At 52.0% G+C, this 24251-nt stretch carries 19 protein-coding genes; all 19 read left to right on the forward strand.

Translation table 11 applies throughout. The features are described 5' to 3' along the window. The first annotated feature begins 10 nt into the window (after window positions 1–10). Window positions 11–1963 carry a ferrous iron transport protein B gene (gene feoB, locus ACOBQJ_RS04295; protein ID WP_421070498.1) on the forward strand — a complete coding sequence of 651 codons (1953 nt, stop codon included), beginning with the start codon at window positions 11–13 and terminating at the stop codon, window positions 1961–1963. 94 nt (window positions 1964–2057) lie between these two features. Then, window positions 2058–3281, forward strand: a complete 1224-nt coding sequence (locus ACOBQJ_RS04300; RefSeq protein ID WP_421070499.1) for a D-alanyl-D-alanine carboxypeptidase family protein — start codon at window positions 2058–2060, stop codon at window positions 3279–3281. A 139-nt stretch (window positions 3282–3420) separates the two neighbouring features. Beyond that, window positions 3421–3867, forward strand: coding sequence for a Fur family transcriptional regulator (locus ACOBQJ_RS04305; RefSeq protein ID WP_421070500.1), 447 nt, complete (start codon window positions 3421–3423; stop codon window positions 3865–3867). Between the two features lie 75 nt (window positions 3868–3942). Next, window positions 3943–6750 carry a 1,4-alpha-glucan branching protein domain-containing protein gene (locus ACOBQJ_RS04310; RefSeq protein WP_421070501.1) on the forward strand — a complete coding sequence of 936 codons (2808 nt, stop codon included), beginning with the start codon at window positions 3943–3945 and terminating at the stop codon, window positions 6748–6750. A 120-nt stretch (window positions 6751–6870) separates the two neighbouring features. After that, on the forward strand, window positions 6871–7758 hold the full coding sequence (locus ACOBQJ_RS04315) for a quinate 5-dehydrogenase (RefSeq protein WP_421070664.1): 888 nt from the start codon (window positions 6871–6873) through the stop codon (window positions 7756–7758). A 211-nt stretch (window positions 7759–7969) separates the two neighbouring features. After that, window positions 7970–8773 carry a histidinol-phosphatase HisJ family protein gene (locus ACOBQJ_RS04320; protein WP_421070502.1) on the forward strand — a complete coding sequence of 268 codons (804 nt, stop codon included), beginning with the start codon at window positions 7970–7972 and terminating at the stop codon, window positions 8771–8773. 74 nt (window positions 8774–8847) lie between these two features. After that, window positions 8848–9156: a hypothetical protein gene (locus ACOBQJ_RS04325; RefSeq protein WP_421070503.1), complete on the forward strand. Its 309-nt coding sequence runs from the start codon at window positions 8848–8850 to the stop codon at window positions 9154–9156. Between the two features lie 364 nt (window positions 9157–9520). Next, the gene (mraZ, locus tag ACOBQJ_RS04330) at window positions 9521–9958 is read left to right on the forward strand and encodes a division/cell wall cluster transcriptional repressor MraZ (RefSeq protein WP_421070504.1); all 438 of its coding nucleotides are present in this window, start codon (window positions 9521–9523) and stop codon (window positions 9956–9958) included. Between the two features lie 66 nt (window positions 9959–10024). Beyond that, entirely contained in the window at window positions 10025–10969 is a 945-nt protein-coding gene (rsmH, locus tag ACOBQJ_RS04335) for a 16S rRNA (cytosine(1402)-N(4))-methyltransferase RsmH (RefSeq protein WP_421070665.1), read from the forward strand. A gap of 90 nt (window positions 10970–11059) precedes the next feature. After that, window positions 11060–11710, forward strand: coding sequence for a septum formation initiator family protein (locus ACOBQJ_RS04340; protein WP_421070505.1), 651 nt, complete (start codon window positions 11060–11062; stop codon window positions 11708–11710). After that, window positions 11601–13733: a stage V sporulation protein D gene (locus ACOBQJ_RS04345; protein WP_421070506.1), complete on the forward strand. Its 2133-nt coding sequence runs from the start codon at window positions 11601–11603 to the stop codon at window positions 13731–13733. Before ACOBQJ_RS04340 ends, ACOBQJ_RS04345 begins: the two co-directional genes overlap by 110 nt. 76 nt (window positions 13734–13809) lie before the next feature. Continuing rightward, window positions 13810–15294, forward strand: a complete 1485-nt coding sequence (locus ACOBQJ_RS04350) for a UDP-N-acetylmuramoyl-L-alanyl-D-glutamate--2,6-diaminopimelate ligase (RefSeq protein WP_421070507.1) — start codon at window positions 13810–13812, stop codon at window positions 15292–15294. Window positions 15295–15553: 259 nt separating this feature from the next. Beyond that, window positions 15554–16939: a UDP-N-acetylmuramoyl-tripeptide--D-alanyl-D-alanine ligase gene (locus ACOBQJ_RS04355; RefSeq protein ID WP_421070508.1), complete on the forward strand. Its 1386-nt coding sequence runs from the start codon at window positions 15554–15556 to the stop codon at window positions 16937–16939. A gap of 34 nt (window positions 16940–16973) precedes the next feature. Next, complete coding sequence (gene mraY, locus ACOBQJ_RS04360; RefSeq protein ID WP_421070509.1) at window positions 16974–17957, forward strand: phospho-N-acetylmuramoyl-pentapeptide-transferase; 984 nt, start codon at window positions 16974–16976, stop codon at window positions 17955–17957. 33 nt (window positions 17958–17990) lie between these two features. Beyond that, entirely contained in the window at window positions 17991–19361 is a 1371-nt protein-coding gene (gene murD, locus ACOBQJ_RS04365; RefSeq protein ID WP_421070510.1) for a UDP-N-acetylmuramoyl-L-alanine--D-glutamate ligase, read from the forward strand. Between the two features lie 58 nt (window positions 19362–19419). Further along, a complete protein-coding gene (ftsW, locus tag ACOBQJ_RS04370) occupies window positions 19420–20520 on the forward strand; it encodes a putative lipid II flippase FtsW (RefSeq protein ID WP_421070511.1) in 1101 nt (366 codons plus the stop codon). Window positions 20521–20661: 141 nt separating this feature from the next. Continuing rightward, the gene (gene murG, locus ACOBQJ_RS04375; protein ID WP_421070512.1) at window positions 20662–21774 is read left to right on the forward strand and encodes an undecaprenyldiphospho-muramoylpentapeptide beta-N-acetylglucosaminyltransferase; all 1113 of its coding nucleotides are present in this window, start codon (window positions 20662–20664) and stop codon (window positions 21772–21774) included. A 179-nt stretch (window positions 21775–21953) separates the two neighbouring features. Continuing rightward, window positions 21954–23339 carry a UDP-N-acetylmuramate--L-alanine ligase gene (murC, locus tag ACOBQJ_RS04380; protein ID WP_421070513.1) on the forward strand — a complete coding sequence of 462 codons (1386 nt, stop codon included), beginning with the start codon at window positions 21954–21956 and terminating at the stop codon, window positions 23337–23339. Next, window positions 23332–24240, forward strand: a complete 909-nt coding sequence (murB, locus tag ACOBQJ_RS04385; protein WP_421070514.1) for a UDP-N-acetylmuramate dehydrogenase — start codon at window positions 23332–23334, stop codon at window positions 24238–24240. The genes murC and murB overlap by 8 nt, the downstream gene beginning before the upstream one ends. Window positions 24241–24251: the final 11 nt, after the last annotated feature.

Here is a 24251-nt window from a genome sequence, read left to right on the forward strand (position 1 = left end):
GAAATATTTTTTGGATAAACTAAGCAACGAAATCATCCCGGCCGGTGGCGATAAGATTGTTCTGGCCGGGAATCCTAATGTCGGCAAATCAGTTATATTCAACGCCCTTACGGGCCTTTACACGGATGTTTCAAACTACCCCGGGACCACTCTGAACATGGCCTGCGGCCGTTACGGCAGCGATGTTTTGATTGACACCCCCGGGGTTTATGGCGTCTCATCGTTAAGCGAAGAGGAGACGGTCACCAGGGATATAATTTTATCCGCGGATACTGTCGTAGATGTTGTTAATGCCGTCCACCTGGAACAGGATTTATTTTTAACGCTGCAGATTATCGACATGGGCATACCTTTAATAGTAGTGCTGAATATGATCGATGACGCCAGGCGTGAGGGTATCAAGATTAATATTCCGCTGCTGGAGAAAATGCTTGGAGTACCGGTTGTTTCCATGGCGGCGGAAAGCGGAATTGGCCTGGCCGACTTGAAAAGAAAACTAAAATCAGCCCGGACCGGTAACGCTGCCCCTTCTTTGCAGGAGAAAATTAATAAGATACACCCGCCCGCCGGCAGGGGAGAAGCCCTTTTAATTCTGGAAGGAGACCAGTCCATCAGCGCGAGATACAGCATGGACCCGGGGACCGAAAGGGAGGCTTTGTATCTCGAACGCCGGGAAAGGGTAAATCATATCGTCTCTAATGTTATCAGGGAAACCGGCGGTGAAGCGAGTTTTTCTTCTAGGCTGGGGCGATGGATGCTCAGGCCGGCTACCGGTTTTCCTCTTTTGGCTTTAACCCTCTTGGTTGTATATGAACTGATCGGCGTTTTCCTGGCCGGTTTTATAGTTGACAGTACCGGAGAGCTCATGAGCAATTACTATGAGCCCGCAATCCGCTCCCTGCTGGCTGTATTTACACCGTCAGGCTCAGTTATTAACACGCTCCTGGTTGGCCAGTACGGCGTCCTGACCCTGACAGTAACTTATTTAATTGGACTTTTACTGCCCCTGGTGCTGGGAATTTTTTTGGTTCTTTCCGTTCTTGAAGATACGGGTTACCTGCCCAGGATCGCCACGTTGGTTGACCGGACATTGGCCGGCGTCGGCCTGAACGGGCAGGCCGTCATCCCGCTTATCCTCGGTTTCGGCTGTGTTACCATGGCCTTCATCAGCACCCGGATGCTCTCATCCGACCGGGAGCGCCGCATAGCCATATTCCTCCTGGCGCTTTGTGTGCCGTGCTCGGCCCAGCTGGCGGTTATTATTGCCATACTGGCCGGCCAGGGCGCCGCTTACATGGTTTTGTACGGTGTCATAATATTTTGCCTCCTGGTCTGCACCGGGACCCTGCTCAGCCGCTTTTTGCCCGGCGGCATATCTCCGCTGCTGATTGAGCTGCCGCCGCTGCGCCTGCCTAAAATCAGAAATATTATGGTCAAGACATGGAACAGGTCATACCATTTTATCATAGAGGCTCTGCCGATCTTTGCCGGAGGCACGCTTTTCCTGGGGATCCTGGATGTCACGGGGCTATTGGACCGTTTAAGAGAACTCCTGGCTCCTGTCACAGTGAACTGGCTGCACCTGTCTCCGGAAGTGGCCGATATTTTAATCATGGGCTTTATCAGGAAGGAGTTCGGCGCTGCCGCAATTATCAACCTGCACATGCTGCCGCTGCAAAATTTTGTCATACTGCTGACCCTGTCCCTCACAGTGCCCTGCATTGCCTCGACCATGGTGATATTTAAAGAACGCGGCTGGCGTGAGGGTATAATTATATGGCTTTCTGTTTTTTGCCTGGCTTTCTTAATTGGCGGGGTCGCCACCCGCGTCCTGGAGTACTTCAACAGGTTCGGCTACCTGCAGGTCCCGGTGCTGGCAGGCCTGATTATTATGGCTACGGCGTTGCTGCTGGCCTTTTTGCGGCTGCCGCCGCTCCGGAAGTCAAGCAATAGCCTAAACTAAGGGCCTATCTAGGCGATGGGCAGCCCTTTATGATATAATTCCTTTTAAATGAAAATATTCTTCTAAATATAATCCTTAAGAATCAAGGTGAATTATGCGGTTCAAGACAGGCCTGTGGGTAACCCTGACAATCTTATCACTCCTTATGGCCATATTCCCCGTGCCCGCTTCCGCTGCCGCGCCGGCAGTTACTGGAGAGGCGGCAGTGCTTATGGACTTCACAAACGGGCAGGTGCTTTTTGAAAAGAACCCGGAACAGAGGATGTATCCGGCCAGCACCACCAAAATAATCACGGCCATTATTGCTTTGGAGAGCGGTAAAATTAATGATATGGTCACCATCCCCCTGGAAGCCAGCATTGTTGAAGGCTCGGCCATCGGGCTGCAGGAAGGCGAGCAGATTTCTCTGGGCGACCTTATTTACGCGCTGATGCTTAATTCTGGAAATGATTCCGCCATTGCCATAGCCTGCCATCTTGGGGGTTCTGTCGAAGGTTTTGTCAAAATGATGAACAAAAAGGCCGCCGAGATCGGTGCTGTAAACACTCATTTCAACAATTCCAACGGCCTGCCTGATCCCGACCATTACAGTACCGCCCGCGATATGGCTCTTATCGCCCGCTATGCCATGAGAAACGCACAATTCAGAGATATCGTCGCCACCAAGATTCAGGTCATCAAGAGGAACGACCCGGAAGCCCAGACATTTCTGGGCAACCATAATAAAATGCTGTGGAATTATGACGGGGCCATCGGAGTTAAGACCGGTTACACTGATGATGCCGGGCAGTGCCTGGTTACAGCTGCCGTAAGGGACGGCAGGGAATTAATCTCTGTGGTGATGAAGAGTGAAGGGACCAATATCTGGTCCGACTCCTCGGCGCTTTTGGATTACGGTTTTACAGATTTTAAAACTGTTACCCTGGCTGAGGCTGGTAAACACATTACCGACATACCCTTGAAATTTGGAGTTTTGGAAAATACGCCTGTTGTAACGGCAGGCGCCATGAAGTACAATGTTCCCCTTACCGGCCAGACCGAAATCACCAGTAAGGCTGTGCTCAATGAAAATCTCAAAGCCCCGGCAAAGGCCGGCATCAAAGCGGGTGAACTGGCTTTTTACGCCGACGGCAGGGAACTGGGCAGGGTTGATCTGGTCCTGCGGGACGATGCGGTAAGGAAGACGACGGCGCAGTGGTGGTTCTGGCTGTTGATATTTGCAGCAGTTGCTTTAGCGGTATTCCTGTTACTTTGTTATAATGATATCAGGCGAAGGCGGCTGATTATTCAAAACCGGAGAAAATACTACTATTATTAAAAGTAATTGGAAATATTTCTATTGGCAAATAGCATGGAATACAATTAAGCAATACATAGCTTGTACGGCAGCTAAGGTTTGTTGACAGATCAAGGGGCATTAAATATACTAACAAAAAGGCCCGAATGGTGGTGTCAATATGAAAAAAGTTATTTCCGACATCGGTGAAAAACTCAGGGCAAAAGAATCCAAGCTAACTGCACGCCGTGAGCTGACATTAAAAGTGCTCCTGGAAAACAAGGGTAAACATTTAAGCGCTGAGGAGGTATATAACCTGGTCAAGCGCGAGGCGGCAGATGTCGGCCTGGCGACCGTATACAGGGCCCTGGAACTTTTTCAGGAGTTTGGTCTCATACACGCCATTGATTTTGGCGACGGACGCAAGCGTTACGAGTTCGGCATGGAAGAAGGCAAAGACCATCACCACCACCACCACCTGATTTGCACCAAATGCGGCAGCATCATAGAAGTAAATGAAGACCTCCTGGAAGAATTGGAAAACCGGGTAAACAAGAAGCACAATTTTACTATTACCGACCACCAGCTTAAGATCTTCGGAGTTTGCAGCCAGTGCTCTAAAAGTTAAATAAAGTTACGGTTTGATTATTTTTCCATGCTATAATTGTAGCATGGGTTTATTTTTTTTCAGGGGGATGGTATTGTGACACAAGGATATTTCGCGCTTGTCCTGCACGCTCACCTGCCATACATACGGCACCCGGAGGACCCGGGGATAATGGAGGAACGGTGGCTTTTTGAGGCCATAACCGAATGCTATTTACCCTTGATCAGGTCCTTTGAAAGAATGGTTAAAGACGGTGTGAAGTTTAGAATAACGCTTTCTCTGTCACCCCCTCTGATAAGCATGCTCAATGACAGGTTATTACAGGAAAGGTACCTGCGGCATATCAGCAGGCTGATCAAGCTGGCGGAAGCCGAGATGGAAAGGAATAAATACGACCAGGATTTCAGGAATGTCGCGTTTATGTACTTTAGCCGCCTGAACGAGCTGCGCAGCTTATTTGAAAACGACTACGGAGGCAACCTGATCCTGCCGATCCAGAGCCTCCAGGCGCTGGGCGTCCTTGAAGTCATAACCACCTGCGCCACTCACGGCTACCTGCCGTTAATAATGAGACGGGAAGCCAGGCGGGTGCAGGTGCAGATTGCCGTGGAGCAGTATGTGAAGTTTTTCGGCCGGCCGCCGGCGGGGATCTGGCTGCCGGAATGCGCTTATGTCCCCGGGGTGGACGAAATATTGAAAGAATTCGGGCTCCGTTATTTTTTTGTCGAAACACATGGCATTAACCTTTCTTTTCCGGTTCCCCGCCATGGCGTCTACGCGCCGGTTTACAGCCGCTCCGGTGTGGCCGCTTTCGGCCGTGACCCGGAGAGTTCGCGCCAGGTATGGGACAGGCATACAGGTTATCCCGGGAACCAGTATTATCGGGAGTTTTACAGGGATATCGGCTTTGATTTGGATTTGGATTACCTCGCACCCTGCCTGCCGGGCGGCAATATCCGCTGTGATACCGGGTTGAAGTATTACCGCATTACCGGTCCGGGAGATTATAAGGAACCTTACCGGCCGGATCTGGCTGAGCAAACAGCCGCCGCGGACGCAAGGGACTTTGCGCTTAAGAGAGAGCTGCAGATAAAGGCTTTGTCCGGCTGGATGGACCGCAGGCCAATCGTAGTCGCCCCCTATGACGCGGAGCTTTTCGGCCACTGGTGGTACGAGGGCCCGTTGTGGCTGGAACATTTTTGCCGCACCATAGACTCCGGAAACTACGGGGTGGAGATGTCTACTCCCGCCGCTTATCTTGGTAACTATACCGACAACCAGGTTGTCGACCTGGCAGCGTCCAGCTGGGGAGAAGGGGGATACAACGAGGTATGGCTGAATCCGAGCAATGATTGGATATACAGGCACCTGCACCGGGCGGAGACAACAATGGTTGACCTGGCTGATCTATATCCCAATGCCGGGGGGGTTGTCCGCCGCTCCCTGAACCAGGCGGCCAGGGAACTGCTGCTGGCCCAGAGCAGCGACTGGGCTTTCATCATTAAGACCGGCACCGCGGTACAGTACGCCGTCCAGCGCACGAGCGGGCATATCAACCGCTTTAACAGCCTGACTTCCGGGCTGGCGGAGGGGCGGCTGGACGAAGCAGAACTGGCTGATTTCGAAAGGGAAGATAATATTTTCCCGGACATTGACTATTCCGTATACAGCCGGCATTACCGTCTAAGCCGTGCAGGCCGGCCGGGGGGCGGTGCGGGCCGGGATAACTTAAAGGTATTAATGCTGTCCTGGGAGTTTCCCCCCAAAACGGTGGGAGGCCTGGCCCGGCATGTAAACGACCTCTCCAGGGCACTGGCGCGCCTGGGTGTAAACGTACACGTGATAACCTGCCCGGTGGAGGGCGCGGATGACTACCAGCTTGTCGGAGGTGTGCATGTCCACCGGGTCAGTTCGCTCGATCTCACCGCGACAGAATTTATGGCCTGGGTTGAGCAGCTGAATGCAGCCATGGTGAAAATGGCGGACAGCCTTTTAAGCGCTGAAAAATTTGACATATTGCACGGGCATGACTGGCTGGTACAGGACGCCGCAATGCATCTCAGCGCCAACAAAAAGCTTCCGCTGGCCGCGACAATCCATGCCACGGAATATGGCCGGAACCGTGGTATCCATAATGATATCCAGCGGCGCATCCACAACCTGGAGGAAAAGCTGGTCAGGTCGGCCGACGCGGTTATTTGCTGCAGTAATTACATGGTGGAAGAGGTGATCAGGTTGTTTGGCATTACCAGGAAAAAGGTATTTTCCATTCCCAACGGTGTGGATCCGGCCAACCTGGGCATACCCAGACAGCTTGTTCCCGGCAAAAAGGAGTTTTACCCCGGTGAGAAGGCCATAATGTTTATCGGCAGGCTGGTGCCTGAAAAAGGAGTCCAGGTGCTGCTGGAAGCCTTTTCTATCCTACTGCCGCAGCTGCCGGACCTGAAACTCCTGGTGGGCGGCACGGGCCCGTATTCTAATTACCTTAAAACCATGGCAGCGCAAATGGGCCTGAGTGAGAAAACGGTATTTTTGGGTTTTCTGAATGAGGAACAAAGGAATTATCATTTAAAACAGGCGGATGTTGCTGTGTTTCCAAGCCTTTATGAGCCCTTTGGCATCGTCGCCCTTGAGGCCATGGCCGCCCAGATCCCCGTAATTGTGTCGGACACCGGCGGCCTGAGCGAAGTGGTAGCGCACGGCATTGACGGCTATAAAGCTCCCCCCGGCAGGCCGGACATACTTGCTTACTATATCAGGGAGGTCCTGGTCAACCCCGGGTTATCCAGGGACCTTACCAGGCGCGCCTGGAATAAAGTGCTGACGGTATACGACTGGCAGAACATCGCCGTGGAAACAATTGACGTTTACCGTGAGGCGGGTGCAGGCTACCGTGGAAAATAATTATTATTTTGACATTCTGAGATCATTTACTATAATTCTAGGTATATAGCCCACAGAAATGACATGATTGGCATGGTTTAATAAGACTATTTTAATCGGGGAGTCAACTTTTTGAAGCATGTGGTAAGTGTAAGCCTGGGAGCGCCCCGGCGTGATTATGAAACTGAAATCACGACTCCCCTCTGCCGCGTGTCCGTCAGGCGGGTCGGCGCCGGTGGAGACCTGGACCGGGCGGCATCATTATTAAAAAAGCTTGACGGAAGGGTGGACGCCCTGGGCATGGGCGGGATCAACCTTAACCTGCGGGCGGGAGCAAGGCGATACACGATGCCGCAGGGGGCAAGACTGGCCGCGCAGGTTAAAAACACACCTCTTGTTGACGGCGGGGGCATCAAGGACACTGTTGAGGGAGATATGGTCTCATTTATCAGGGATAAGGCGGGCTGGCCGCGGCGGGGCCAGGTTGTTTTAATAGTATCCGCCCTGGACCGTTACGCCCTGGCCTCCTCCCTGGAACGGGCCGGCTGCCGCCTGATTATCGGGGACGCCATGTTCGCCCTGGGGCTGCCGCTTCCCTTTTATTCACTGGCGGCTTTCAGGTCGGCAGCGTTTGCCGGGATGCCGCTGCTGAGAAGGCTGCCCGTAAGTTTTCTCTACCCGCTGGGGGATAAGCAGGAAAAGATTAAACCCCGCTATGAACGATACTACAGCCAGGCCGATATTATTGCCGGGGACTTTCATTTTTTGCGGCGCCACATGCCGGCGGACCTGGGCGGCAAGGATATAATCACCAGTACGGTGTCTGTGGAGGACGTCCGGGTTTTAAAGGAAAGGGGAGTAAGGTGGCTGGCCACGGCAAGCCCGTCTTTTCATGGACGCTCACTGGGCGCGAATGTTTTAGAGGCTCTATGCGCCGCTCTCCTGGATAAAGGAGAGCCTTCCCCCGCTCTATATCCCGGTTTGTTCGCACAGCTCGGCTGGGAACCCCGCCTGGAAAGGCTCAATTGAGACGTGGGATGTGGGACGAGACAAAAATATATTTCACATGATTTACAAGATTATCAGGATTTACAAGATTTAAGGATTTTTATAAGTTAATATAATATATTTTCTTTGCTCTTAAAATTCTGTTAATCAATTTAATCATGTCAATCCGGTGAAATTGTTTATTTTGTACTATTAAAGCAACTGCGTATGCGTGAGGGGTGCTGACAAGACTTTGATACCTGTAGACAACCACCTGCACACCAGGCTTTGCGGACATGCGACGGGAGATGCCGGTGAGTACCTGGACTCGGCTGCAAATCTCGGGATAAGAGAAGCAGGCTTTTGTGACCATTTACCCCTGTATTTTTTGTCCCCGGACAAAATGATACCAAATTACGCCATGGATGAAAGCGATCTTCCCGGTTATGTAAGTATGGTTAAAAATCTGGCCTTGCATACTCCGGTAGAGGTAAAACTGGGAATTGAGGCTGACTTTGTGCCCGGGCATGAAAAAAAGCTGGAAGCCCTCCTTGCTTCTTACAGGTTTGATTTCATCACGGGCTCTGTCCATTTTATAGACGGCTGGGGATTTGACAACCCGGCCGAGCTGGCTGAGTACGGCCGGAGAGACATCAACACGGTCTACGAGCAGTATTTCGGCCTGGTACAGCAGGCGGCGTTGACCGGACTATTCGACGTTATGGCCCACCCCGACCTGGTAAAGAAATTTAATTTTCGCCCCACCCGGGACCTCAGGCCGCTCTATGAGGAAACCGCGCGTGTTTTTAAAAGCACGGGGGTATGCGTGGAAGTGAATTCAGCCGGGTTAAGGTACCCGGCGAAAGAAATATATCCGGGGCCTGGACTGTTGGAAATTTTTTTAAAAAACGGGATCCCTGTAACAGTGGGGTCCGATGCGCACCGCCCGGAAGATGTCGGCTCGGGTTTGCCGGAAGCCATAGCGCTTATTAAAAACATTGGTTACAGGGAAGTTGCCACGTTCAGAGGCAGGCAAATAAAATTTGTGGATATTTAGCAAGCATCCCGGCAGGAAAAATTTAACAATTAGCAGAAATACTATGTATCATAGATTACTGCGGGGGCTGCCTTGTGGAAATGATGGCCGTAGGTCTCTTTTTATTTGCTTTTGTCATGCTGTTATTGTGCCTGTACTTGTCGGTCTGGGCAGTTCCGGCGGCGCCGGGAAAGCATGTATTCAACGCTGCTGACAGCAGTGTGAAGGAAGAGCAAAAGTTTATTGTTGTAAAATTACCGGAGTCATGCAAGGTCCCCGAAGATTACACCCTGGATTTAAAAATAACTTTACACAAGGGCAAGGATGCAGGAGGCGGCGCAAAATCAGATTTATACGGGCGCTGGTATAAAAACAGGCATCATAAGCTAGATGAATACATGTAAAAGGTGACTGCTTTCGCCGTTGTTAGTGTTTTATATTGTTTTTCTGATGCGGCATGAAAAAATATTGTAGTATGAAAGGAAATTCAATAAAGTGTTTAAATATCAGGGAGACCTTTCTCTCTTTTTTTTATTATTTTTAAAAATTTCATATTAAATATTTATTCAATATATCCGAATAATTATCGATACAAATACCATATATAGTAGTATTGAATAAATGAGCAAAGTTTTCCTAAATCAATTTCCAATTGAGGGGAAATTTTTTTATTTTTTTATTCCCAGACAGGGATTTTTATTATATTATAGTATAAGTGGTGGAAAGTGGTACTAAGTGGAGGATTATCCATTACGGAGCTGCCTGAATATGTTCATGAGCGAATACCAGCACAATATAGACGCCAAAGGCAGGCTTTTTATACCCGCCCGCTTCCGAGAAGGCCTGGGGGACTCTTTTATTATAACAAAGGGTCTTGACGGCTGTCTTTTTGTTTACACGCGCGACGAATGGGACGCGCTGGAACAGAAGCTGAAGTCCTTGCCCTTTACCAGGGGCGATGCCCGGGCCTTCGTTCGGTTTTTTTTCTCAGGCGCGGCCATATGTGAAGTAGATAAACAGGGAAGAATACTGATCCCCGGCAACCTGCGTGAATACGCCGGGCTGGAGAAGGATGTCGTCGTTATCGGCGTCTCCACCAGGGTGGAAATCTGGGCGAAGGAACAGTGGGAACAGTATAGTGCGCGGGCGGCGGCATCATACGAGGAAATAGCTGAAAAATTAATAGACTCTAATATTAGTTTATAACCGCCGGCAAACAGGAAGAATAATAGGACCGGTGTAAAATTAAAAGTGCGGCGAGGTCGGTTTAAAATAAAATATTTTCACCAACCAGTAATGCTGGAGGAAGTTATAGAAGGTCTTAATGTGAGGCCGGGAGGCGTCTATGTGGACTGCACCCTTGGCGGCGCCGGCCACAGCGAAGCGATATTAAAGATTATTAACGAAAGCGTCACCGGCGGGCAACTGGTGGCATTGGACCAGGACCCGGCGGCGATCAGCGCGGCTGAAAAAAGACTGGCTCCTTATAAGGACCGGGTTCTTCTGGTAAAGGCAAATTTTGCGACAGTGGCTGATGTTTTGAATGAGCTGGGGATCGAAGAAGTTGACGGGTTCCTATTTGACCTGGGCACCTCTTCGCACCAGCTGGACAACCCCGCCAGAGGGTTCAGTTACCAGCATGACGCTCCCCTTGATATGAGGATGGACCCCGGGCAGCCATTAACCGCCGGAGATCTCGTCAACAGCCTGTCAGAGGAAGAACTGGCTGATATCATAAAAGATTACGGGGAAGAACGGTGGGCTTCCAGGATAGCTTCTTTTATCCGTGCGGAGAGAAAGGTGCAACCTATTGAAACGACCGGGCAACTGGTAGAAATTATTAAAAAGGCTATTCCCGCCAGTGCCAGGCGCCAGGGGCCTCACCCGGCCAAAAGGACCTTTCAGGCCCTTAGGATAGCGGTTAACAGGGAACTGGAGATACTGGAGTCCGCGGTTAGTTCCGCGGTGCAGGCTCTCCGCCCGGGCGGCAGGATCTGTGTCATCACTTTTCATTCTTTAGAAGACCGGATTATTAAAGATCTATACCGCCGCCTGGCATCACCATGCAAATGTCCCAGGGAATTTCCCGTGTGTGTTTGCGGCGGCAGGAAGACTCTGCGGATTATCACATCCAGGCCTGTTGTCCCGTCAAAAGAGGAATTGGAAAGCAACCCAAGAGCAAGAAGCGCCAAACTGAGGGTAGCGGAAAAGGTTTAAGCCACGTTTTGATACACAAGCGTATGGAGTAACAAGATGGCATATCCTTCCTTGAGAGGGAGTTCTATTCCATTTAGGGGTTGAATAATATTGATAGTAGCTCAGGAGAAGACAGGCTACTTCAGGTTGTCCGAAGACGCGCCGCGGCCAAAAAAATTTTCATGGGGGAAAAAATCATTTCCCAAAAACCACAGGCTGGTGCTGATAGGTCTAGTCCTGGCAGGTTTTTTGGTGGGCGTGTCGATTACTGTATACTGTTCCCAGATTATTACGCTGGGTTACCAGATTACCAGCCTGGAAAAAGAACTTGCTCTTTTGCGTATCGAAAACCACAGCCTGGATGAAGAAATACACCAGATGACTTCGCTGGAACGGGTGGAGTTCCTGGCTGTAAACAAACTGGGCATGGTCAGGCCGGATGAAAACAATATACTTGTCGTGACTGTGGCCGGTAAAAACCAGCCGGCAGGGACACCTGGCCCCGCTGTGGATGAGGGACAGGATGACGGGATTGCACTTGCCGGAAAAGAAAAGAGCCGTCTGATCAGAGCTTTTGACGAACTGGTTAACAAGTTGGGAAATACAATACGGCCTGAGCAAAGAATGGGATTTGAACCTGCGGAGGGGAAAGATGCAGACAACACCAATCCTGGTTCGCAAAAGAATAACCTGGGTTTTGATAATAGCTGTGGTGGTGTTTTCAGGCCTGATCCTGCGCCTGGGCTGGCTTCAGCTTGTTGAAGGGGACAGGCTGAGAGACGAAGCCCTGGAAGTCAGGATGAGAGATGTACCAGTCGAGGCGAAGCGGGGTACTATTTATGACCGCAACGGCAACGAGCTGGTAACCAGCGTAAGTGTCGATTCAGCTTACGCTTTTCCGCCTCAAATCGAGGATAAGCGCGGTGCGGCCGACAAGATAGCCCTGGCCCTGGGGATGGATAATGAGGAAGTATACAAGAAGCTGACAGATAACGTCGGCTTTGTCTGGCTTAAAAGGCGGATTGACTTTGATTCTGCCCAGAGACTGAAATCTCTGGAGATAAACGGAGTTGAACTGGTAGAAGAAAGCAGGCGTTTTTATCACCAGGAAAGCCTTGCCGCGCATGTGCTTGGTTTCTCTGGTGACGACAACCAGGGCCTGACCGGTGTTGAAAGCGTCTATGACAAGGAATTAAGGGGTGTCCCGGGGCGTATTGTAATTGAAAAAGACGCCGTGGGTAGAAACATACCCGAAGCCCTCCATAAATTAATCCCTCCTGAACCAGGTCATAATCTCGTCCTTACCATCGACCAGACCATACAGTTTTTTGTAGAAAGAGAATTGGATAAGATTGTAGAGGCCCACAAACCCAAGCTTGCCGTGATTATTGTTATGGATCCAAAGACCGGTGAGGTCCTGGCTATGGGCAACCGTCCCACATATAACCCGGGTGACTGGAGAAAATCCCCCCAATCGGTATGGGACCACAACCCGAGTATCTGGTATAATTATGAGCCGGGATCCACCTATAAGATAATAACAGCCGCGGCCGCCCTGGAAGAGGGGGCGGTCAGGACCGGCGATGCTTTCTACGACCCCGGTTATATAAAGGTTGCTGACCGGACCATCAGGTGCTGGTATGACGGGGGGCATGGCTCACAAACATTTGAGGAGGTTGCCCAGAACTCCTGCAACCCCGGTTTTATAACTGTCGGCCTGAGGTTGGGCAAGGACAGGTTTTACAAATATATAAACGCTTTCGGTTTCGGACAAAAGACCGGGATAAACCTGCCGGGTGAAGAGGTCGGCATCCAAATACCCCAAAATGATGCCACTGAGCTGAATATTGCAACCATGTCCATCGGCCAGTCTATCGCGGTCACACCGCTGCAGCTGATCACCGCCGCCTCGGCGGTAGCGAACGGGGGGGTTTTGTTAAAACCCACGCTGGTCAAGGCGGTAACCGACGCCAACGGGCAGGTGGTCAGGGAGTATAAACCAGAGGCGGTACGCCAGGTTATATCCAAGAACACGTCTCAAACCCTGATGAGGTTGCTGACCAATGTAGTGTCCAAGGGGACCGGGAGAAATGCTTTTGTGGATGGTTACGGGGCGGCCGGCAAGACCGGGACGGCCCAGGTGGTTGAGTCGGGAGGTTATGCCGACGGTAAATATGTCGCGTCTTTTGCCGGTTTTGCCCCGGCCGAAGACCCGCAGATCGCTGTGCTGGTAATGGTGGCGGAGCCAACCGGAGCGATGTATTTCGGCAGCCAGGTGGCGGCGCCCGCTTTTAAAGCTATAGCCATGGACACTCTTCGCTATATGAGGGTGCCGGAAAGGCCGGGCGTGGAAAAACCTAAACTGCCTTATGTTTTTGAAGAACCGATTGAAAAGCTGAATATGCCGAACGTTGTCAATTACCCGGTGGAAGAGGCCAAGAAGCATCTTACCAATGCCGGTTTTGTGGTGCAGACCAGGGGCGAGGGGGAAATCGTATACAAACAGACGCCGCAGGGCGGTGTGGAAGTCTCAGGCGGCGCCACGGTTATTCTGGAGCTGCAGCCGTACGACATAGGCTCCGTGGAAGAAATTACCGTCCCTGACCTGACCGGTCTGTCCATAAAGGAGGCGGGGGGTATCCTGGAAAAACTCGGCCTTTACCTCAACCCGGCAGGCACGGGTTTCGCTGTGGGCCAGCAGGAAAAGCCGGGCACAAAGGTAAGAAGAGGGACTACTATTAATGTCGAGTTTCAGCCCCCGTCAATAAAAGTGCTGCTTGATTGACTGTTATAAATAGCTGTTGCTGGAAATACTATGAAAAGTTAATATAAAAAAGACCGCAAATCAGGAGGAAAAAATATTGTATTTACGGGAAGTGCTTGAAGCGGTTAAAGTCCGTGCCGCAGCCGGCGATCCCGCTATGCTGATTAAGGGTATAGCATACGATTCGCGCCAGGTGGAGCCGGGTTTTTTGTTTGTAGCCATAGAGGGATTTAAGACAGACGGTCACGAATATATTAACGAGGCAATAAAGCGCGGCGCGGCGGCAGTAGTAATGCAGCGTGAGGTCAGCGTCCCGGCTGATACGGCGTGGGTGCTGACGGATAACACCAGGCAGGCGCTGGCGTTTATTTCCGCCCGCTTTTACGGCAGTCCGTCAGAAAAAATGAATATGATCGGGATCACAGGCACGAACGGCAAAACAACCACTTCCAACCTGGTGGCGGCTGTATTAAGCGCTTTCGGCCTGAAATGCGGCTTGATAGGAACCATCCACAACCGGATCGGTGACAGGATACTGCCGGTAAAACATACAACACCCGAATCACTGGACCTGCAACGACTCCTGGCCGGGATGCTCACCGAAGGTGTAAACGCGTGTGTTATGGAAGTTTCTTCGCATGCCCTGGCTCTGCACCGGGTCGATGGATGTGCGTTTGACGCCGCGGTATTCACCAACTTTACCCAGGATCACCTTGACTTTCATGAGAATATGGAGGATTACCTGGCAGCCAAGCTGCAGCTGTTCGGCAGTCCCGAAGCCAGCGCAAATAAAGGGGTAAGGTACGCTGTGGTAAACGCGGATGATAATCACGCGGCGGACTTTATAAAAGCTTCCAGCGGCAGGGTATATACTTACGGGGTGAACTCTCCCGCGGACGCGCGGGCGGAAAACATCGAAGTCAAAGCCGGAGGAGTCAGTTTCACCGTAGGGGGGAGATGGGGCCGCTGCCCTTTAAACCTTAAGATCACAGGCATGTTTAATGTTTATAACGCGCTCGCTGCCTTTACCACTACAGCAGCCATGGGGGTGCCTGTTGAAGTCATAAAAAACGTTCTGGAAGATATTAAAGGCGTGCCGGGGCGGTTTGAACTGGTTGACGCCGGCCAGGATTTCACGGTGATTGTAGATTACGCGCATACACCCGACGGGCTTGAAAATATTTTAAAAACAGCCCGCCAGTTGACAGGGGCGCGTTTGATTACGATATTCGGCTGCGGCGGGGACCGTGACCGTAAAAAAAGGCCGCTGATGGGCGGGATTGCGGCCGGTTACAGCGATTATACGGTAATTACTTCAGACAACCCCCGTACCGAGGACCCTTTAAAAATAATTAATGAGGTTGAAGACGGGGTGAAACAGGAAGCCGGGAAAGACAGATATGCGGTCGTGCCTGACAGGCGGAAGGCCATCCGGGCGGCGGTTGGTATGGCGGGTCCCGGCGACGTGGTGGTTATAGCCGGTAAAGGGCATGAAGACTACCAGATTATCGGTACGGAGAAATTCCCATTCGATGACCGCCTGGAGGCCGCGGCGGCACTGGAAGAATTGAAACTGAAATAACTCCTATATCAGCAGGCTTGCGTCTTGAAAAACATACAATGACAGCGGAATGGGGACACACCAAATGAGACGTGAGTTTTGAGACGTGAGACGTGAGAGTGCATGACAGACCTTTAGGGTTAAGACTCGAAAGGAATACATGAATCCCACGACTCACGACCCACGACCCACGACTCAATTTATATCCCCGATCGGAATGGCGTACATATATTGCGAAACTGATTGTTAAAGTTGAGACTCTGACAGAGGATGAGGCTTTATGATACCTGTAACATTGGGTGATATCGCGCAGGCGACCGGCGGTGAAATAATCCAGGGCGATCCCGGGTCCATATTCAGTTCGGTTTCAACCGACACCCGCACAACTGCGGAGGGGGACCTGTTCTTTGCCCTGCGCGGTGAACGTTATGACGCCCACGACTTTTTAGGCCGGGCTGTCAGCGCCGGCGCCCGTGGTTTAGTGGTGAGCAGCACGGCAGACCTGCCGCAGGACATACCTGTTTTACTGGCAGGTGACACCCTGGCCGCGCTCCAGTCGCTGGCGTCTTTAAACAGGATACGCAGCGGGGCGTATATGGTCGGGGTAACCGGCAGCACAGGAAAAACCACCACGAAGGATATTATTGCCTCGGTGCTGGGGACACGATTCAGGACACTTAAGACCACGGGGAATTTTAATAACGAGATCGGCCTGCCGCTGACGCTGCTGGAATTAGACCAGGGCTGTGAGGCCGCTGTGGTGGAGATGGCCATGCGGGGGGCCGGAGAAATTGATTCTCTCTGCCGTATTGCCGGGCCGGACTGCGCCGTAATTACCACTGTCAATGAAACCCACCTGGAGCTGCTGGGAGATGTAAGCAGCATAGCCGCCGCCAAGGGTGAAATACTGGATCATATACCCCCGGGAGGGTTTGCCCTGCTGAATGCGGAGAGCCCTTTTATCAGGCGGGAAGCAGGCCGCTGCAGGGGCAGGGTTGTTTTTTTCGGCCTGGAGCCTGGTGCGGACATCAGGGCTGAAAACATCAGGCCCGGAGGAGAGGGAAGCGTTTTTGACGCGGTTATGGGAGACGAGCGGCACACTTATATGCTTCCGGTCCCTGGCCGGCACAACGTGATAAACGCCCTGGCGGCTGTCGGCGTCGGTAAGGAAATGGGGCTGACTGACGAGGAAATTGCCCGGGGGCTGGCCGGGGTTGTTTTAACCGGTATGCGCCTGGAAGTTATAGAATCCGGCGGCATAAAAATAATAAACGACACTTACAACGCGAGCCCGGCGTCAACCATGGCGGCTCTGCAGACTCTTGCTGATCTCGCCGGCGCCGGACGCAAAATAGCGGTGCTGGGAAATATGCTGGAGCTGGGGCCGCGGGCCCTGGCAGGCCACCGGGAGGTTGGAGAAGCCGCGGCGGGGTTGAAACTGGACTGCCTCGTCACCGTGGGCGACCTGGCAGCCTCGATACACGCCGGCGCTGCCGGCGCCGGCATGGAAAAAGCCGTCCACTGCGGCGATAACGACAGTGCGATAAGGGTCCTGGATAAACTGCTGGCCCCGGGTGACTCGGTCCTGGTCAAGGGGTCCAGGGGCATGAAAATGGAGCAGATCGTCCAGCGCCTGGTTAAGCCCCGGAATAATTCTGAAGAATAGTCAAAATCAATAGAAAGCGCGGCAGGAACTCTCGATGAATAATCTTTGGCAGGCTTTTTTCATCTCGCTTATAATAACGGCACTGCTCGGCCCGCTGCTGATACCGCTGCTGAAAAGACTTAAGTTCGGGCAAAATATACGCTCAGACGGGCCGTCAAGACACCTGCAGAAGGCCGGCACACCCACAATGGGAGGGGTAATGTTTTTAGCCGGAACGGCAGTGAGCGGTTTAATACTGTCCCGAGGCTTGTCTGACGGGATAATAGTGCTGATAGTGATTGTCGGTTTTGGTCTAATCGGTTTTATAGACGACTACCTGAAAGTGGTTTTAAAAAGATCTCTGGGGCTCAGGGCGCGGGAAAAATTATTATGGCAGATCCTGCTCGCCGCTGGCCTGGCTTACTGGGTGGTTTACGGCATGGGGCGGGGAACTGAAATTGTACTGCCCTTTTCAGGTTTTTTTACTTCCGGCGGCATACAGTTAGACCTGGGCTGGTGGCCGTTCATGGCGTTTACACTGGTAGTCGTGGTCGGCGCGGCTAACGCCGTTAACCTTACTGACGGCCTGGACGGCCTTGCCGCAGGTGTCAGCATGATAACAGCCCTGGCCCTGATGATGATCGCCCTGCTTGTCCACAAAGAAGGAGTGGCTGTAAGTATGGCAGCCCTGTCCGGCGGGTGTCTCGGCTTTCTATTCTTTAACCGCCACCCGGCCAGTGTCTTCATGGGCGACACCGGTTCTCTGGCCATTGGGGGAGGGCTTGGCGCGGCCGCGGTAATAACGCGGAGCGAGCTGTTTTTCGTGATCATCGGCGGCGTTTTCGTGCTGGAAACACTTTCGGTCATTATCCAGGTTATCTCTTTTCAGACCACCGGGCGCAGGCTTTTCCGGATGAGCCCGCTGCACCATCATTTTGAGCTGGGCGGGTGGAGTGAAAACAGGGTTGTGCTGACCTTCTGGGCGTCCACCCTGATTTTAGCCGTGATCGGCCTGGCTGGTTATTACGGCGTTTATTAAGCTTTGAGTATCTTCTTGGAAAGGCAGATGTTAATGGAACTGAAGGGAAAAAGGATCCTGGTGGTAGGGGCGGGCAAAAGCGGCCTGGCCGTCGCACGCTTTTTGGCCGGGAAGGGGGCTTTTGCGGTCCTGACCGACGCCAAGGTACCTGTCTATCCGGGTGGAGAGCTGGCCAGGCTGGAAAAAGAGGGGGTCGTCCTGGCTTTGGGCGGCTACCCGGAGGTGGGGCGGGAGACATTTGACATGGTTGTAATGAGCCCCGGGGTGCCCCTGACAGAGGGACCGGCCGTGGCCGCCCGTTCCAGCGGAATTCCTCTGGCCGGTGAGCTGGAGCTGGCCTATTCTTTTGCCAGGACGCCTTTTGTGGCCATTACCGGAACCAATGGCAAAACGACTACCACCACACTGATCGGTGAGATATGCAAGAAGTCCGGCCGGGATACACTGGTGGGGGGCAATATCGGGTTTCCCCTGGTGACTGAAGTGGAAAGATACGGGGACGCCGGTATTATTATCGCGGAGGTTTCAAGCTTTCAGCTGGAAACAATCGCTTTGTTTAAACCCATGGTCGCGGTCATACTGAATATCACCCCCGATCACCTGGACCGGCACGGCGATATGGACGGGTACATAGAAGCCAAGGCCAGGATATTTGCCAACCAGGATTCCGGCGACTTTACAGTCCTTAATTATGATGACCCCCTGACTGCCGGACTGGCAGAGAGAACCGGCGGCCGCACAGTCTTTTTCAGCCGTCTCCGCGAGCTGGGGGCCGGTGTTTTCGTAAAATCGGATCAGATAGTGGCAAAAATTGACGGCCGGGAGGATGTCATATGCGGCATAAAAGAAATCGGCATCCCCGGGACGCATAACCTCGAAAACGCCCTGGCCGCGGTGGCCGCCACAAAAGCGTCAGGTATCGGGAACGATATCATAGCCGGCGTCCTGAAAGAATTTAAAGGTGTTTCCCACCGCCTCGAATTCGTGGCTGAAATAAACGGTGTGAAATACATAAACGACTCCAAGGGGACCAACCCCGACGCTTCAATAAAGGCATTGGAGGCTTATGATGAACCTGTTGTGTTAATCGCGGGCGGCAAAAACAAGGGCAGCGACTTTGGTGAATTTGCCGGCGTAATTAAAGAAAGGGCCAGGGCGCTGGTGGTCCTCGGCCAGAGCGCCGACCTTATAGCGCAAGCAGCCAGGGCCAGGGGCTGTGAAAACATACAAAAAGCGGCGGATTTTAAAGAGGCGGTTATTCTGGCCCACCGCGCGGCCCGGCCGGGAGAAGTCGTCCTCCTGTCCCCGGCTTGCGCGAGTTGGGATATGTTTAAAAGCTTCGAGGAACGAGGGAACCTGTTCAAGGAGATCGTTTTAGATTTTAAAAGGTCTTCTTGCGAATAAAACGATATCACGGTGCTGGACCAAAAAAATAGGATGTTAATTTTGGGAGGGTATAGAGATGTCTTTAAAAAGAAAATCTCCTGACTTTGTCCTCTTCATAACTGTCATGTGCCTTTTGAGCATAGGCGTGATCATGGTCCTCAGCGCCAGCGAATATAAAACCCTGATCTACTACAACGACAGCTTCTATTATTTTAAAAGGCAGCTGTTGTGGTCGCTGCTGGGCCTGACCGCCATGTTCATTATGATTAATTTTGATTACAGGCGGCTGCAGCAGTATATAATGCCTTTTTTGGCCGTATCCTTCATATCGCTCATGCTGGTCCTGGTTCCCGGTGTCGGGCGGGAGGTCGGCGGCGCTACAAGGTGGATAGGAATAGGCCCGATTCCTTTCGCGCCGGCCGAATTAGTTAAACTGAGTATTATCATTTTCACCGCGTACGGGCTTTCCAGAGGAAGAGAAAGAGTAAAGGATATCCGGGGCATCGCACCGTATCTGATTGTCTTAATCCTTGCCGGCGGCTTGATCATGAAGCAGCCGGACCTGGGCACGACATTATCGCTGGCCGGCATTGTAATTGTAATGATTTTTGCCGCCGGCGCCAGCTTAAAACACCTGGGAAGCATTGCCCTGGCCGGAGTCCTGGCCGTGATTTCCGCCATTATTTTAGAACCTTACCGCCTGAAAAGGTTTATGGCTTTCCGGGACCCCTGGGCTGATCCGCAGGGCGCGGGGTTTCATATCATCCAGGGCTTGTACGCTATTGGTTCGGGCGGCCTGTTCGGGCTGGGCTTAGGCCAGAGCAAACAAAAATTTTTGTACCTGCCGGAAAATCACACAGATTTTATTTTTGCCATAATAGGTGAAGAACTTGGCTTTATCGGGGCCACCCTGGTAATTATGCTCTTCATACTGTTTATCTGGCGGGGCCTTAAAATTGCTGTCACCTCCCAGGACCCCTTTGCCAGCCTGCTGGCCACGGGTATTACCGCCTGGGTCGGGGTGCAGGCTTTTATGAACATCGGCGTTGTCACCGGCTCGCTGCCGGTTACGGGGATACCCCTGCCTTTTATCAGCTTTGGCGGGACATCCCTCTTATTTACCATGGCCGCGGTGGGGATACTGCTAAATATCTCAAGATTTACCACTACCCGGTAAGAAGGTAATTGTGCCGGCCTGGTGGAATCCGTTATAATCGGGATGTAAAACTTAATTTAGAGCAGGCTTTACCGGCACAGTTTTCAGTACCGGTATCTTTTGTGAACCGGGGGTTTTTAACCGGACGAGGAGTTGGACTTTTTGCGTTTTATTGTAGCGGGCGGCGGGACAGGCGGGCATATTTATCCCGCCCTGGCCATTGCCAGGGGGCTGAAAGACAGGTACCCCGGGGCTGAAATTCTTTATATGGGGACATCCGGAGGCATGGAAGCGGACATCGTTCCCAAAGAGGGATTTCCCTTCAGGGGTATTGAAGCCGCAGGTCTGGAAAGAAAGCTTTCGCCGCGCAACCTGCTGGTAATATGGAAGGCCTGGCGGGGGCTGCGCCAGGCCGGAAGGATTATTCGATCCTGGAACCCAGATGTGGTAATCGGCACGGGAGGCTATGTCTGCGGGCCGGTTATACTGGCGGCGGCCTGCAAACGAATTCCTACTTTAATCCATGAGCAAAATGCCCTGCCAGGCCTGACCAACAGGATCCTATCACGTTTTGCAGGCAGGATCGCGGTTACTTTTGCCGCTTCAGCCGGCTATTTCCCAAGCCAGGAAAAGGTAAGGCTGACAGGGCTGCCGGTCCGGCCTGAGATTTTACAGACAGATAAATCCGCGGGATTGAAAAAACTGGGCTTTACTGAAGACCGTTTCTTCTTGTTTTCCTTCGGCGGGAGCCGCGGCGCCCGTACTATCAACAAAGCCATGGCGGAAGTCATAAAAACTTACGCGGACGACCCGCGCCTGTATCTCCTTCATGCGACCGGCACCGCCGGGTACCGGGAATTTATTGAAGATTGCGCCGCTATTGGAATAGATCCGGACCGGGTCAGGAACCTTAAGGTTGTTCCATATATCTATAACATGCAGGACGCGTTGGCCGCGGACCTTGTAATAAGCAGGGCAGGCGCCGCCACCCTGGCCGAGCTGACTGCTTGCGGGGTCCCCTCGATATTAATACCCTATCCTTATGCTGCTGAAAACCACCAGGAGTTTAACGCCCGCGCAATGGAAAAAGAGGGGGCCGCGATAGTGGTGTTGGACAGGCAGGCAAACGGGGCCCTGCTGTGCGCTAAAATAGAAGAACTGCTTGGTGACCGGGAAAAGTTGTCAGACATGTCCGCCGCCAGTAAGAAAGTTGGCAGGAGAAGCGCCCTGGAAGATATTATGGGGTGTGTTGACGAGCTGGTAAGAAGACGCTGAAAAACAGCGGGACAAGTCTATACTGGGCGGATGTAACACCATTCTTAAGGATCGCATAGTATATTCTATAAATTTAAGCGATAAAGCTTCCTAATTATTCCCTATGCCGTTAAAACAGGGAAAACATTAAGTAACTTACAGCGTACCACTTATATATTCACGGGGAGGAGATGTGATTTGTGCAAAAAACGCGGCATGTTCATTTTATAGGAATTGGCGGCTCTGGAATGAACGGCATAGCTATAATCCTGCTGGGTTTAGGGTATAAGGTATCCGGCTCAGACCTTAAACCTTCAGCTGTAACCGAAAGGCTGGAAGCGCTTGGGGCAGACTGTCATACCGGCCATGCCAGGCAAAACCTGGGAGACGCGGACCTTGTTGTAGCATCGACGGCAATTCCCCCTGAAAATCCAGAACTTGTTGAAGCTAAGGAAAGAGGATTGCCGGTGGTCCACAGGAGCGAAATGCTAGCCTGGCTGATGAACAGGCAGAAAGGGATCGCGATCGCCGGGGCTCACGGCAAGACCACTACGACTTCAATGCTCGCCCTGGTGCTTGAAAAGAATGATCTCCAGCCCACCATAGTTATCGGAGGTGAATTGACAGAAATAGGCGGAAACGCCAAATTGGGCCGGGGAGAGTACCTGGTAGCGGAAGCGGATGAGAGTGACGGTTCTTTTTTAAAACTTGATCCTTTTATAGAAGTGATAACAAATATTGAGGACGATCACCTCGATTATTACAAAAACATGGAAAGAATTTTGGACGCTTTTCGTGAGTTTCTGGCCAAGGTGCCTGAAAACGGGCTGGCAGTAGTCTGCCTCGACGATCCGAGACTGAGGGAATTAGTAGAAGATTATCACCGGCCGTTCCAAACTTATGCGCTGGATAACCCCGGTGCTGATTACACCCTTCAAAACACCAGGTTCAACAGAGATGTTACTTCAGGGGATGTTTATTACCGGGGTTTGTACATAGGGACTTTGAAATTAAAGGTCCACGGCCGGCATAACCTTTCTAACGCGCTGGCTGTTGTCGCTGTCGGCAGATTTATAGGGCTTGCCTTTGATGCTATAGCCTCCGCGCTGGAGAATTTTACAGGCGCGGGGAGGAGGTTCCAGCTGACAGGTGAAGTAAAAGGGATCATGGTTATTGACGACTATGCCCACCATCCGACTGAGATAAAAGCGACACTGAAAGCCGCGGTCCAGGTAAAAACCGGCCGGGTGATAAGTGTTTTTCAACCGCACCGGTATACCAGGACTGCCATTCTGGGGGAGCGTTTCGGGGAAGCTTTTAAAGACGCGGACGTGATTATCGTGAGCGATTTGTATAGTGCCGGTGAAAGCCCCATTGAAGGGGTTTCTGCCAAAACTATCATAGAAGCTATTGAAAAGCACGACGGCCGTGAGGTTATTTACCTGCCGACACAGACGGAGATTGTAAATTTCCTTGTCCGGACAGTCCGTCCCGGTGATATGGTCTTAACTATGGGGGCAGGTGACATCTGGAACGCTGGAGTAGAACTGGTTGCCCGGCTAAAGGAGCGTCAGGATATTGGCTGATTCAACCATTTACCTTGAGATGCTGAAAATCCTGCCAGGACGGGTGCGGGCCGGCGAGCCCATGAAAAAGCATACGAGCTGGCGCATCGGGGGACTGGCGGACGTTTTTGTGGAACCTTCCGACCGTGAAGAACTGCGGCTTGCTGTATCGTACGCAAATGAGCGATCGGTCCCGCTTACTGTTATCGGCGCGGGTACGAATATCCTGGTGTCCGACGGGGGCATCAGGGGTGTTGTGATCAAGGTCGGCGGTGGGCTGGACCGGATCTGTTTGGACGAAAATGTCATATTCGCTGAAGCCGGGGCAAAACTGTCAAGGGTGGCCGCTGTGGCCAGGGACGCCGGGCTGGGCGGGTTCGAGTTCTCCGCCGGTATACCCGGGGCGATTGGAGGCGCGGTAGTAATGAACGCGGGCGCTAATGGAGCTTCCGTCGGCGCGCTGGTAAAAGAGGTCCTGTTATTAAACATGGAAGGGTGCTTTTATAAAAAAATAAAAGAAGAAATGAATTTTGCATACCGTTCGAGCGCCCTCCAGAGCGAGAATTCAGTAGTTGTTGAAGCTGTCTTTTCCTGTTATCGAAGGGATAAAGAAGCAATTAAAGAAGAAATGGAGGTTTTTATAAAGAAAAGAAAAGAAACCCAGCCTTTACATTACCCCAGCGCGGGGAGTATTTTTAAAAACCCTCCCGGAGATTCTGCCGGACGCCTGATAGAAGCGGCCGGCTTAAAAGGCGAGAGGGTAGGTGACGCTCAAATTTCAACACTTCACGCGAACTTTATAATCAATCTTGGCGAGGCCACAGCCCGGGATGTTCTGGCGCTGGTCGACAAGGCCAGGAAATCGGTGTTTGAACTTTTCGGGGTCGAGCTGAAACCCGAGGTAAAGGTGGTGGGTTATTAATAGGCGGAGGT

Source organism: Pelotomaculum propionicicum (assembly GCF_048984525.1).
In the GTDB taxonomy this organism is placed as follows: Bacteria; Bacillota; Desulfotomaculia; order Desulfotomaculales; family Pelotomaculaceae; genus Syntrophopropionicum; species Syntrophopropionicum propionicicum_A.